This window comes from Acinetobacter sp. Q85-2, from assembly GCF_013420555.1.
Taxonomy (GTDB): Bacteria; Pseudomonadota; Gammaproteobacteria; order Pseudomonadales; family Moraxellaceae; genus Acinetobacter; species Acinetobacter indicus.
Genome location: NZ_VOXW01000019.1, coordinates 1 through 12541, shown reverse-complemented (window position 1 = coordinate 12541; position 12541 = coordinate 1). Strand labels below are relative to the sequence as shown.

The window sequence follows — 12541 nt, the reverse complement described above, 5'->3', positions numbered from 1 at the left end:
GATATTCAGCCATGTCAAACCACAATGTTGCACTTCAATTTGAAGATGGCGTTACACGTTTTATTTCTGTTACAGATGGGGAAACACTGTCAGACGCAGCTTACCGTCAAAAGATCAATATTCCTTTGGACTGCCGTGATGGTGCATGTGGAACGTGCCGTGCGTTTTGTGAATCAGGTTCGTATGACATGCCTGAAGAAACTTATATTGAAGATGCATTGACACCAGAAGAAGCTGAACAAGGCTATATTCTTGCATGCCAATGTAAACCAACTTCAGACGCAGTATTCCAAATTCAAGCCACTTCTGATGTATGTAAAACTGAAATTCATGCATTTGAAGGTACATTGGCACGTGTTGAAAACTTATCTGACTCGACTATTACCTTTGATATTCAGTTAGATGAAGGTCAACCAGATATTCACTTCCTTGCAGGTCAATATGTGAATGTGGGTATTCCAGGCACAACAGAAACTCGTTCGTATTCTTTCAGCTCTAAGCCTGGCAACCGCTTAACTGGCTTTGTGGTACGTAACGTACCAAACGGCAAAATGAGCGAATTCTTAAGCCAAAACGCTAAAGCTGGCGACAAAATGACCTTTACGGGTCCATTTGGTAGCTTCTACTTACGTAATGTAGCACGCCCTGTGGTGATGTTAGCGGGTGGTACGGGTATTGCACCATTTATGTCTATGCTGCAAGTGCTTGAAGAAAAAGGTTCTGAGCACCCTGTACGTTTAGTCTTTGGTGTGACCAATGACTTTGACTTGGTTGCAATTGAAAAATTAAACGAACTACAAGAAAAATTCTCTTGGTTCGAGTACCGCACTGTTGTGGCAAATCCAGAATCTGCACACGAGCGTAAAGGTTACGTGACTGGCCATATCGAAAACGAATGGCTCAACGGTGGTGATGTAGACATCTACCTATGTGGTCCAGTGCCAATGGTAGAAGCGGTACGTGGCTGGTTAGATGCAGAAGGTGTTAAACCTGCAAGCTTCCTATTTGAAAAATTCTCTGCCAACTAAGTTTGTTAGACAGTCTAGAAACATAGTCGGAGAATACAATGAATCGCTCAAAAAGATTTGAAAACAAAGTTGTAATCGTGACTGGTGCCGCTCAAGGCATTGGTCGCGGTGTGGCTTTACAAGTGGCTAGCGAAGGCGCACAAGTAGTCATGGCTGACCTTTCTCCTTATGTAGAAGAAGTGTTGGCTGAAATTGAAGAGCTTGGTGGCGATGCTGTTACTGTAAAAGCCAATCTTGAAACTTTTGCAGGTGCAGAATCTGTCGTTGCAAAAGCACTCGATACCTATGGCCGTGTAGATGTACTCATCAACAACGTCGGTGGTGCAATCTGGATGAAACCTTTCCAAGAATTTTCTGAAGAAGAAATTATCAAGGAAGTGAATCGTTCATTGTTCCCAACCCTATGGTGCTGCCGTGCCGTGTTGCCAGAAATGATTAAGAATCAAAAAGGTACGATTGTAAACGTATCTTCTATTGCAACACGTGGTATTAACCGTGTGCCGTATTCGGCTTCAAAAGGTGGTGTGAATGGCTTAACCGCTTCCCTTGCCTTTGAACACGCCAAAGACGGTATTCGCGTCAATGCAATTGCCACAGGCGGCACTGAAGCACCACCACGCAAAGTACCACGTAATGCCAACCCGCTTTCTGAATCAGAACAAGCGTGGATGCAAGAAGTGGTAGATCAAACAATTGATCGTACTTTCTTGGGGCGCTACGGCACCATTCAGGAACAAGTGAATGCGATTTTATTCCTTGCTTCTGATGAATCATCGTACATGACAGGTACGGTTGTACCTGTAGGTGGTGGTGATCAGGGTTAACCTGATCATCTTTTTTGTACAGGATCATTGCCAGACTTGCACGGAGGCAAACAATGAGTCACCTGTTAGATACCTTAAGAAAAGACTGGTCCTTATCAGCCACAGTTGCAGGATTTTTAGCTGTACTGATTTCCTATGCAGGTCCTTTAATCATCTTCTTCCAGGCAGCCCAACAGGCTCAAGTGTCCAATGCCATGATGATTTCATGGATTTGGGGCATTTCTATTGGCGCAGCCGTTGCCGGTATCTTCCTTTCAATTAAATTCAAAGTTCCGGTGGTCACCGCCTGGTCGGCACCCGGAACGGCCTTGCTGGTCACCCTCTTTCCTGATATTTCCCTGAACGAAGCCGTTGCAGCCTACATCACCTCAGCCGTGGTGATTTTCATTATTGGGATTACCGGTTATTTCGACAAATTGCTGGCCTTAATTCCGCAAGCAGTTGCAGCAGGCATGATGGCCGGCATTTTGTGCCAGTTTGGCTTTGGTCTGTTTACCGCCAGTAACAACATGCCGTTTATTGTATTTGGCATGTTGCTGGTGTTCTTACTGGCCAAACGTTTTAGTCCGCGCTATGCCATGCTGTATGTACTATTGACCGGAATTGGCCTGAGCCTGTTGCTCGGCACCATGAATCCGGTCGAAATGAGTTTTAGCCTGGCAGTGCCGCAGTTTATTGCGCCGGAATGGACCTGGAACTCGACCCTTAACCTGGCCTTACCGCTGATTTTAGTCAGCCTGTCTGGTCAGTTTCTACCGGGGATGGCCATTTTAAAGCTCAGTGGCTACGACACGCCGGCTAAACCCATTATTACCACCACCAGTATCGCTTCGCTGGCGGTGGCGTGTGTTGGCGGGATCACTATTGTCCTGGCCTCAATTACCGCCGCGCTGTGCATGGGCAAAGACGCGCATGAACTGAAAGAAAAGCGCTATATCGCCGGGATTGCCAACGGCCTGTTCTACATTTTAGGCGGTTTATTTGCCGGCAGCATTGTGATGCTGTTTAGCCTGCTCCCGAAAGAATTGGTGGCAGCATTGGCCGGTCTGGCACTTCTAGGAGCCATTGGCATCAATTTAAATGCCGCTATGCATCAGGAAAACCAGCGTGACGCAGCACTTATTACCTTCCTGGCAACTGCATCGGGTATGCAGTTTTTAGGTCTCAGCTCAGTTTTTTGGGGAATTTGTCTGGGTATTCTGGCTCATGTCATTTTAAGCAGAACCGGTTTATCAGGACTGACCTCACCTTCAAGCCCAAGCAAAAGCACGGGTCAATGAAGTTTGTTTGACTAGGAAACAACTATGATTGATAAAAGCTCAGCATCTTTAAAAGATGTGCTCTCTCAAATTAAAGATGGTTCAACCATCATGATTGGTGGTTTCGGTACAGCAGGTCAGCCTGCTGAACTGATTGATGGCCTGATTGAACTGGGCATCAAGGATTTGGTCATCGTCAATAACAATGCCGGTAATGGCGACTACGGTTTGGCCAAATTACTCAAAGCAGGCGCTGTACGTAAAATCATCTGCTCGTTCCCTCGTCAGTCTGACTCTTATATTTTTGATGAACTGTATCGTGCTGGCAAAATCGAGCTGGAACTGGTGCCGCAAGGTAACCTGGCTTGCCGTATTCAGGCTGCAGGTATGGGTTTAGGCCCAATCTACACCCCAACTGGCTTTGGTACTTTACTGGCTGAAGGTAAACCGACCTTAAATTACGAAGGCAAAGAATTCGTTCTGGAAAACCCGATTAAAGCCGATTTTGCTTTAATTAAAGCCTACAAAGGCGACCGTTGGGGCAACCTGGTGTACCGTAAATCGGCACGTAACTTTGGCCCGATTATGGCCATGGCGGCAGATGTCACCATTGCACAGGTCGCTGAAGTGGTTGAACTGGGTGAGCTTGATCCTGAGCACATCATCACTCCGGGTATTTTTGTACAACATGTGGTGTCAGTTGCTGCCAAACAGCCTGAACAATCAGCATAAATACGTGAAGGAGAACACGATGAGCTATACCAAATTAACACGTGACCAGATTGCTGAACGCGTTGCCCAAGACATTCCAGATGGTGCCTATGTCAACCTCGGGATTGGCCTGCCAACCAAAATTTCAAACTACCTGCCTGCAGATAAAGATGTATTCCTGCATTCTGAAAACGGTTTATTGGCCTTTGGTCCAAAACCTGCGCCAGGTGAAGAAGATCCGGAACTGATCAATGCCGGTAAAGAATATGTAACCATGCTAACCGGTGGCTGTTTCTTCCATCATGGAGATTCTTTCGCGATGATGCGTGGCGGTCACTTGGACATCGCCGTATTGGGTGCCTTCCAGATTGCAGAAAATGGTGACCTGGCCAACTGGCATACTGGTGCCCCAGATGCAATTCCTGCAGTAGGTGGTGCAATGGACCTTGCAGTTGGTGCCAAGAAAGTCTTTATCACTACCGATCACGTGACTAAAAAAGGCGAGCCGAAAATTGTAGCGGAGCTGAGCTATCCAGCAACTGGCCTGAAATGTGTAGATCGTATTTATACCGACCTGTGCGTGATTGATGTGACTGCTGAAGGCATGAAAGTGATTGAGAAAGTTGACGGTCTGTCATTTGAAGAGCTGCAATCCCTGACCGGTGCGAAGCTGATTGATGCGACACAGGGTTAAGTAATCCCTCCCAACCTCCCTGAGCGAGTTTTAAAGCACGGCTTTAAAAACTCAGCGCAAGCAAGGGAGGAAAAGTCCCCCTTTTTTAAAGGGGGATTTAGGGGGATTAAAAAAGAATTTAGGAAACAGAAAAAATGAAAAACGCATATATCATTGATGCTATTCGCACCCCATTCGGTCGCTACGCAGGTGGACTTGCTCCTGTACGTACAGATGACCTGGGTGCCATTCCCATTCAGGCGCTGATGGAGCGTAACCCAAGTGTTAACTGGGAAAAAGTAGATGACGTGATCTACGGCTGTGCCAACCAGGCCGGCGAAGACAACCGTAACGTGGGTCGTATGTCTGCGCTATTAGCTGGCGTACCGCATCAGGTGCCTGCAACAACTTTAAACCGTTTATGTGGTTCATCACTGGATGCGGTTGCCATGGCGGCGCGTACCATTAAAGCCGGTGAAGCACATCTGATTGTGGCGGGTGGTGTAGAAAGCATGTCACGTGCACCATTTGTGATGGGTAAATCTGAATCTGCCTATGGCCGTAGCCAGAAAATTGAAGACACCACCATGGGCTGGCGCTTCATTAACCCGAAACTGAAAGAAATGTATGGTGTTGAAACCATGCCACAAACTGCAGAAAACGTGGCAGAACAGTTCAACATTAACCGTGAAGATCAGGACAAGTTTGCGTTTGAAAGCCAGCAACGTACCGCTGCCGCACAAGCCAAAGGTTTCTTTAAAAATGAAATCGTACCTGTAGTGATTCCACAGCGTAAAGGCGAACCAGTTGTGGTCGATACCGATGAGCATCCACGTGCATCAACCACGTTAGAAGGTTTGGCCAAGCTAAAACCTGTGGTCAAAGCCGATGGTACTGTGACTGCCGGTAATGCCTCAGGTATTAACGATGGTGCAGCAGCATTATTAATTGCCTCTGATGAAGCGGTAGCGGAATACGGTTTAAAACCACGTGCCAAAATTATTGGTGCAACAGTAGTCGGTGTAGAACCACGCATTATGGGCTTTGGTCCAGCACCAGCCATTAAAAAACTGTTGGCCCAAACCGGTCTGACGTTAGAGCAGATGGATGTGATTGAGCTAAACGAAGCTTTTGCTGCTCAAGCACTGGCGTGTACCCGTGACCTTGGTCTGGAAGATGGTGCCGCGAAAGTGAACCCGAATGGTGGCGCCATTTCACTGGGTCATCCACTCGGTGCATCAGGTGCGCGTCTGGTCACCACGGCCCTGAACCAGCTGGAAGCCACTGGCGGCAAATATGGCCTGTGCTCAATGTGTATTGGTGTCGGTCAAGGCATCGCTTTGATTATTGAACGCGTTTAAAGATACGATAACAAATTAAATTTCCCCTCCCTTTTTTAAAGGGAGGTCGGGAGGGATTCAATGCCAACATTTACATCTCAAGATGCTGAAATTAATTACCAAACCTTTGGTGATGCGACAAAACCTGCGCTGGTATTTTCTAACTCGCTAGGTACCAACTTTAAAATGTGGCAACCGCAAATTGACCACTTCCAGCAGGACTTTTTTGTCATTTGCTATGACACCCGTGGTCACGGCGCATCTTCTGCTCCACAAGGTCCATATACGCTTGACCAGCTCGGCCAAGACGTGGTGAATCTGCTCGATCATTTAAATATTGAAAAAGCAGCCTTCTGTGGGATTTCGATGGGTGGTTTGACCGGTCAGTGGCTGGCAATTAACAAGCCTGAACGTTTTAGCCATGTTGTGGTCTGTAATACAGCCGCTAAAATTGGTCAGGAACAGGCTTGGAATGAGCGTGCCGCACTGGTCCGTGAACAAGGTTTGGCCCCTATTGCATCAACGGCGGCCGGTCGTTGGTTTACCGAACCCTTTATCCAAAGTAACGCAGCAACTGTAGCGACTCTTTCAAACGACCTGGGAGCTGGCAGCCCTGAGGGTTATGCAAGCTGCTGCGAAGCTTTGGCTAAAGCGGATGTACGTGAACAGTTAAAAGACATTCAGGTACCGGTATTCATTGTTGCTGGTCAGCAAGACCCGGTAACAACTGTAGCCGATGGTGAATTTATGCAACAACGCATTGCCAATGCTGAACTGTTTGAAATTAATGCTTCACATATTTCCAATATTGAACAGCCAGAAGCCTTTAATCAGGCGGTGCAGGCGTTTATTCAACGCTAAACCCAGCTCGGTTGAAAGCATTTAAAAAAAGATAATCTCCAGATTATCTTTTTTTGTTTTTAGGCAATTTTTAAAAAGATTGATGATTCTACTGAGATGCCCTGCCCATCTACTTCAACTTTAAGCCGAGATCACCAGCATCGCGGCAATCACCACCAGTACCAAGCCCAGATGATCGGTTCGGGCCAGTTTTTCCTTAAAGAAAAAGGCAGAAATCAGCAAGCTAAATAGAATTTCAATCTGTCCCAAAGTTTTGACCAAGGCCACAGTCTGCATACTCATGGCACTAAACCAGCCAAGGGAGGCCAGAAAACTGCAAATACTCACCTTAAAGGTCAGTCCCAGTCGCTGCCACATCGCCTGTAAGGTATGCCGGCTAAATAGCCCCAAATACAACAACATGCTGATACATTGCAGCCCGATCACAAAACATAATACCCAGCCGGCACGATGTAAAAAGGGTAAATTCTCCAGTTCCAGACTCGCTTCACGCACCAGCAGTGAGGTAATGGCAAAACTGAGACCACTGCCCACCCCAATCGCCAACGTGCTGACAGACAGCTTGGTATTGGCCGGCCCTTTACTGAGTAAAAAGACTGCCACGCCGCCTAATACGACACCAACCCAGCCCAGCAGACTTAAATATTCGCCCAGTAGTGCCACGCCAATTAAAGCCGCCAGAATCGCCTCGCTTTTGGCCAGTCCGACACCAATGGCATAGTTTTTCTGCTTGAACAGCTGCACCATGAGAATGGTGGCCAGAATCTGGCAAAAAGCCGCCACAGCAATATACAGCCAGAATTTCCCGCTAAAGCGAACCGGCGTTGCGGCAGGCTGCTGCAGATATAAAAAACTCAAATAACCGACCGCAAACGGCAAGGCAAAAATAAAGCGTGCCAGCGTGACGCCATAAACGTCGACCGTCATGCTGAGCTGTTTTTGAAAGGCATTGCGCCAGGCCTGCATAAATGCAGCCATCAGGGTAAAAAGAATCCAGGTACTGGCCATGCGGGTATGAAAAATATGATCGGGAATAAGGTTTAATCTACTCCTTTCATGGCGCATATTCGACCATTTTTCATCCATTTACCGTGGCTTTGCTGAATAAATCTCCAATTCTGTCTATTTGCAGCTTTTATGTTCCCTTTAATCCGGAATGCGATGACTGTAAGGCACATGCTTGTGGTTTGCATCCACCTGGTTTTTCGACTCAAAATGAGGCTAAGCGACTGATCGCATCAGGCAACTTTGTAAATCTGCTACAATTTTATAGCGGGTTTCAAATACCCTCCTGACTCAATCTATGTTTAGATAAATGGACGTATCCTGCAGGCTGAGGATCAAGAATGAAGTATTTTGAATGTGCGGTATGCCATCAGCAGATTTTTTTTGGTGCCTCATTTTGTGAATATTGCAAGGCGCCCATTGGCTTTGTTGCCTCCGAAAAAGATATGGGCACCTTTCGTAAGGATAGCGAAAATGAATGGCTCAGCCTGAATGAAAGCTATCATAATCAGAAATTTAAGCCCTGTTTTAATTATAGCCACTATCAGGTCTGCAACTGGATGATTCCCGTCGATGATGAAAATATCTATTGCGAATCCTGCCAGCTTACCCACACCATCCCCAATTTAGATGAACCGGAAAATATCCAGTACTGGCGTTATCTGGAACAGGCTAAACGGCGGTTTTTATATCTGGCGCAGCGCATGAATATTATGCCGCGGCCAAAACGTTCTGAAGATGACCGCTATGGCCTGCGCTATGAATTTTTAATGCCCATGGAAGGCCAACCGGTGCTGACCGGCCACGCCAATGGTCTGATTACCCTCAATGCCATTGAAGCCGATGTGGTTTATCGGGAAACCACGCGCGTAACCATGGGAGAAAACTACCGTACCCTGCTCGGCCATTTTCGCCATGAAAGCGGCCATTATTATTTTGATGTGATGCAAAACCGCCATCCGGAACTGGTCGATGAATTCCGCTACTATTTTGGTGATGAGCGTCAGGATTATGGTATGGCGCTCAAACGCCATTATGAACAAGGCCCGCCCTCCGACTGGCAGGACAGCTATATCAGCACCTATGCCACCACCCATCCCTGGGAAGACTGGGCTGAAACCTGGGCGCATTATCTGCACATGATGGATACCTTGGAAACCGCCTATTTTGCCGGAATCCGGGTGCAAGGTAACGGCCGTACCCTGTCCAATCTGTACTTTACCGAATGCCCGATTGGCGGCAAGGATATTGAACATATTCTAGAAAACTGGATTGCCCTGACCTTTAATCTGAATGCGCTGAATCGCAGTATCGGGCTGGATGATGCCTATCCGTTTAAACTGACCGAGCCAGTAAAAGACAAGCTGCGTTTTATTCACCGGCATGTGCTGGATAAAGCCTTTAAATCCAATCAGGCCAGTCATCCTGCCTAAACTCGCCTTCAATTCCTCGCTTTCAACTCAATGAAATTTGCTACACGATATAGCGTTTACTTAGACCCCATTCGGCTAGAATCCGGCGGTATAAGGCCGATGCGCGATCTGCCTCAAAATGGGCTTCCATGCTTAAATCCAGCGGCAGCTCTTCCGGTTTCTGGCTTTCCACCATGTCCCGATCTTCGGCAAAAATCTGCGCATTAAAATCGTAAACCGCTTGCAGGTCACCGGTGGTATCAAAATTCCGGGTTAAAGGCACAAATAGCCGGGTTTGATTGGCCGATACCGGACAGCAGGCATTTAAGATTTTCAAGATGCCATCATTCGGAAAATAAATGGTCAAGGTCGCTGCAAAGGGTGGATAAACCTCAAACTCACGCGTCCATAAAAAGCCTTCGGGTGCTAAATGCTGCATGCCATGCGGATAATTGCTGACATTGGAAATATAGATACTTTTCAGACCATAGTCAGTGCGTTCGGTATGATATTTCGGTACCACCGGATTGTTCCGATCGGCAAAGGCCTGATGATGCACCCAGGCAAAATGTGCAACATCAATAAAACCTTCTAACTGACGGCCGCTAGAACCGGCAATATCCACACTGGGTGGTAAAATGGATTGATGCTCAGCATCTTCCCAAGTATCCAGCACCGGAAAATTGGCTGCCTGTTCATCCCGCCCGAACAGGCTGGTCCAGACCAGACCATATTTCAGCACCACCGGAAACGTGGTCAGGCTAAAACGCTCCGAAATCTGGGTCAGGTCGGGCTGGGCCGGAATTTTGGTGCATTTGCCGGCCCGGTTATAGTGCAACCCATGGTAAGGACAGACAATTTCATCACCCTCCACCCAGCCTTTGCTTAAAGGCACACCGCGATGCGGGCAAATATCCCGCACCAGCTGGATGTCACCGCTTTCTGTCCGGTACAGCGCCATTTTCACATCCAGTAAAGTCACCTGTTGCGGCTGGCTGCTGACATCCTGAATTCGTGCCACCGGATACCAATGCTGCGCCAGAATATGCCAGTCACTGGCATCAAAGCGGCTGTCATGGGGTTGGGCAAACAGGTTGATTACAGGAATCGCATTCATAGGCTGGCTCACTTTTAAGCTATACAGGGTCAAGAACAAACGAAAATCCGCGGTTTTCTCATGTCGTTTATTGTTAATTTCCTGTTTTAAATTAAGAGCTTCTGCTTTTTCTGTCTATTAGAATGTTTTTGATGATCTGTTCTAAAAATTCGAACACTTTAGTCAAAATTGACCTGAACTGGCGCAGATCTTGCTCTTTTAAAACCTGTCGATATCACGCTGGCCAGGTCTTAAATGGTGAATACCCCATTTTCGCGTTTTTCAGAATATTTTATTGCGGTGGCGCAAACCGGCAGCTTGCGTAAGGCAGCCGAACAGCTGTTTATTTCGGTATCTGCCGTGCATCGACAAATTGTACTGGCCGAGCAGGAACTTGGGATTGCGCTGTTTGAACGTCTGAATCATGGGCTACGGCTGACTTTGGCCGGAGAGTTGCTGTATGCCGATCTATTAAAATGGCACAAAGAATTTCAGCAGACCCGCATCCGTTTTGATGAAATTCAGGGCCTGCATCGTGGCAGCATTGAATTTGGCTTAATTTCAGCGCTCAGCGAAAGTTTTGTGCTGCAGTCGATGCAACACATGAGCCAGCATTATCCCTGGATTGATTTTCTCGTGCATGTGCTGGACAGTGAAAAAGTCGCGCAGATGATTCAGGCCGCGGAGCTGGATTTTGGTCTGCTGCTGAATCCGCAAGCACATCCGCATTTAGAGGTGGTGGCTTTTGTAGAAATTCCGCTGGGTTTTGTGATTCCAGTTAAGCATCCTCTGGCAGAACAAACACCGCTGTATTTTTCCGATACCTTGCCTTATGCCCATTTAATGCCAGCCGCACCACTGATTATTCATGAATATGTCAGCGCGCTGTATAAGCACCATCAGTTTAGTCCGCGTAGCCGCATCGAATGTAATGACATTCGCATGTTAATGTCATTGTTAAAGCAGAATTTGGGGCTGGGGCTAATGAGTTATTTAGATGCACTGCCGCTCCTGGAACATCAAACAGCCATCTTTAAACCGGTTCAGGACAAAGGTTTATATCCACTGACGCTGGCCCTGTGTGTGGCACCGAAACGACAGCTTTCCCGGATTGCGCAAATCATGATGAAACAGTTAACCGAGCAGATGGAGCAGCTGCAACAGCAGATTGCCCAACTTTAAAAAACCGGCTGAATCAAAGGTACTACATTGTCCCGTTGTAAACGGCTGATGCCCTGCACTTTTTGCATTTGATACACCGTGGCCTGAAGTTCCAGCAATTCTTCCGGATGATGGGTCACATAGATCATGCCCAGCTGCAATTCGCGCTGAATGCGTTTTAAAAATGGCAGTATCTGCTGTTTTAACTGCTGATCCAGTCCGCTTAAGGGTTCATCCAGCAGCAATAACTGCGGTGCAGATAATAAAGCCCGGCCAATCGAAACGCGCTGTGCTTCCCCGCCGGATAATTGATGCGCTTTGCGTCGAATCAGCCTGGACAGTTCTAACAGCTCAACAATCTGCTCAAACTCAAATTTACGCTGTGCCAGCGGCTGTAAACCTTCTGCATATCTTAAATTCTGCTCAACATTCAAATGCGGAAATAACAGGGCTTTCTGAAAAATCAGGGCAATTTTACGTTGATGCACAGGCACAAATACCTGCTGCTGGATATCGAGCAGTAAACGGTGATTCAGCACAATCCGGCCCTGTTGCGGCCGTAACAGTCCAGCCAGCAGATGCAAAAAGCTGGTTTTACCAGAGCCGGAGGGCCCCAGAATGCCAACAATCTGCTCTGCACAGGCCAGCTGCAGCTGTAATTTGAACTGCGCATTCTGATAATCGATCTGACAATCCAGCATCAGTTTTGCCCCAATTTACGTTGATATCTGTGCAGAATAAAATAATTGGCCAGTAAGGCGGCAAAAGCCAAGCCGGTGGATAACAGCACCAGACGCATGGCAGCAGCTTCGCCATCAGGCTGTTGAATGAGCGTATAAATAGCGATGGGAATGGTGCGGGTTTCATCCGGGATATTGCCAACAAAGGTAATGGTGGCGCCAAATTCACCCAGACTGCGGCTAAAGCCCAGAATACTGCCCATAAGAATCCCGGGCAGCACCAGCGGTAAGCTAATACTGAAAAAGACTTTCAGCGGCGCAGCCCCAAGTGAGGCTGCCACCTGTTCCAGCTGTGGATTTAACATTTGAACAAAACTAAGAGCGCATTCTCGCTCTTTTAAGGGCGAGTTAGCTCTTTTTTAATGACATGGACTTTTTAGCATTTTTTTCTGACGTTGGTATTCTTTGTTCTTCAATGTATTTTTTCACTA

At 47.2% G+C, this 12541-nt stretch carries 12 protein-coding genes and 1 pseudogene; 9 read left to right on the top strand and 4 right to left on the bottom strand.

Going from position 1 to position 12541, the window contains the following annotated elements:
- The first annotated feature begins 11 nt into the window (after positions 1-11).
- From benC to pcaD, 7 genes are all read left to right on the top strand, one after another.
- Complete coding sequence (gene benC, locus FTT68_RS10810) at positions 12-1028, top strand: benzoate 1,2-dioxygenase electron transfer component BenC (protein WP_019837573.1); 1017 nt, start codon at positions 12-14, stop codon at positions 1026-1028.
- Positions 1029-1066: 38 nt separating this feature from the next.
- Positions 1067-1852, top strand: coding sequence for a benzoate diol dehydrogenase BenD (gene benD / locus FTT68_RS10805; protein WP_160241299.1), 786 nt, complete (start codon positions 1067-1069; stop codon positions 1850-1852).
- Positions 1853-1905: 53 nt separating this feature from the next.
- Positions 1906-3132 carry a benzoate/H(+) symporter BenE gene (benE, locus tag FTT68_RS10800; protein WP_087662389.1) on the top strand — a complete coding sequence of 409 codons (1227 nt, stop codon included), beginning with the start codon at positions 1906-1908 and terminating at the stop codon, positions 3130-3132.
- 24 nt (positions 3133-3156) lie between these two features.
- Complete coding sequence (locus FTT68_RS10795) at positions 3157-3843, top strand: 3-oxoacid CoA-transferase subunit A (protein ID WP_016658116.1); 687 nt, start codon at positions 3157-3159, stop codon at positions 3841-3843.
- 19 nt (positions 3844-3862) lie between these two features.
- Positions 3863-4516 (top strand): 3-oxoacid CoA-transferase subunit B, encoded by a 654-nt coding sequence (locus tag FTT68_RS10790; protein WP_016658115.1) that lies wholly within the window; start codon positions 3863-3865, stop codon positions 4514-4516.
- 134 nt (positions 4517-4650) lie between these two features.
- Entirely contained in the window at positions 4651-5856 is a 1206-nt protein-coding gene (gene pcaF / locus FTT68_RS10785; protein ID WP_163145792.1) for a 3-oxoadipyl-CoA thiolase, read from the top strand.
- A gap of 60 nt (positions 5857-5916) precedes the next feature.
- Entirely contained in the window at positions 5917-6696 is a 780-nt protein-coding gene (gene pcaD, locus FTT68_RS10780; protein WP_005178103.1) for a 3-oxoadipate enol-lactonase, read from the top strand.
- Positions 6697-6816: 120 nt separating this feature from the next.
- On the opposite strand, the gene FTT68_RS10775 is transcribed toward pcaD, so the two are convergent.
- Positions 6817-7704 (bottom strand): DMT family transporter, encoded by an 888-nt coding sequence (locus tag FTT68_RS10775; protein WP_180057662.1) that lies wholly within the window; start codon positions 7702-7704, stop codon positions 6817-6819.
- Positions 7705-8042: 338 nt separating this feature from the next.
- Between FTT68_RS10775 and FTT68_RS10770 the strand changes: the two genes are divergently transcribed.
- On the top strand, positions 8043-9134 hold the full coding sequence (locus FTT68_RS10770; protein ID WP_180057659.1) for a putative zinc-binding metallopeptidase: 1092 nt from the start codon (positions 8043-8045) through the stop codon (positions 9132-9134).
- A gap of 40 nt (positions 9135-9174) precedes the next feature.
- Here FTT68_RS10770 and FTT68_RS10765 read toward each other — a convergent pair whose 3' ends face one another.
- A complete protein-coding gene (locus FTT68_RS10765) occupies positions 9175-10230 on the bottom strand; it encodes an aromatic ring-hydroxylating dioxygenase subunit alpha (RefSeq protein WP_180057656.1) in 1056 nt (351 codons plus the stop codon).
- Positions 10231-10467: 237 nt separating this feature from the next.
- Between FTT68_RS10765 and FTT68_RS10760 the strand changes: the two genes are divergently transcribed.
- A complete protein-coding gene (locus tag FTT68_RS10760) occupies positions 10468-11391 on the top strand; it encodes a LysR family transcriptional regulator (protein ID WP_180057654.1) in 924 nt (307 codons plus the stop codon).
- Here FTT68_RS10760 and FTT68_RS10755 read toward each other — a convergent pair.
- A complete protein-coding gene (locus tag FTT68_RS10755) occupies positions 11388-12071 on the bottom strand; it encodes an ATP-binding cassette domain-containing protein (protein WP_180057652.1) in 684 nt (227 codons plus the stop codon). The two genes, FTT68_RS10760 and FTT68_RS10755, sit on opposite strands and share 4 nt — an antisense overlap.
- Positions 12071-12433: pseudogene (locus FTT68_RS10750) on the bottom strand (ABC transporter permease subunit); the annotation flags it as partial. The pseudogene FTT68_RS10750 and the gene FTT68_RS10755, both read right to left, overlap by 1 nt.
- Positions 12434-12541: the final 108 nt, after the last annotated feature.

Excerpts from the sequence above, each read along its gene's own strand:
- FTT68_RS10755 (WP_180057652.1), bottom strand. The coding sequence starts at position 12,071 with ATGCTGGATTGTCAGATCGATTATCAGAATGCGCAGTTCAAATTACAG.
- FTT68_RS10775 (WP_180057662.1), bottom strand. The coding sequence starts at position 7,704 with ATGGCCAGTACCTGGATTCTTTTTACCCTGATGGCTGCATTTATGCAG.
- pcaD (WP_005178103.1), top strand. The coding sequence starts at position 5,917 with ATGCCAACATTTACATCTCAAGATGCTGAAATTAATTACCAAACCTTT.
- FTT68_RS10790 (WP_016658115.1), top strand. The coding sequence starts at position 3,863 with ATGAGCTATACCAAATTAACACGTGACCAGATTGCTGAACGCGTTGCC.
- FTT68_RS10770 (WP_180057659.1), top strand. The coding sequence starts at position 8,043 with ATGAAGTATTTTGAATGTGCGGTATGCCATCAGCAGATTTTTTTTGGT.
- benE (WP_087662389.1), top strand. The coding sequence starts at position 1,906 with ATGAGTCACCTGTTAGATACCTTAAGAAAAGACTGGTCCTTATCAGCC.
- FTT68_RS10765 (WP_180057656.1), bottom strand. The coding sequence starts at position 10,230 with ATGAATGCGATTCCTGTAATCAACCTGTTTGCCCAACCCCATGACAGC.
- pcaF (WP_163145792.1), top strand. The coding sequence starts at position 4,651 with ATGAAAAACGCATATATCATTGATGCTATTCGCACCCCATTCGGTCGC.
- benC (WP_019837573.1), top strand. The coding sequence starts at position 12 with ATGTCAAACCACAATGTTGCACTTCAATTTGAAGATGGCGTTACACGT.
- FTT68_RS10795 (WP_016658116.1), top strand. The coding sequence starts at position 3,157 with ATGATTGATAAAAGCTCAGCATCTTTAAAAGATGTGCTCTCTCAAATT.
- benD (WP_160241299.1), top strand. The coding sequence starts at position 1,067 with ATGAATCGCTCAAAAAGATTTGAAAACAAAGTTGTAATCGTGACTGGT.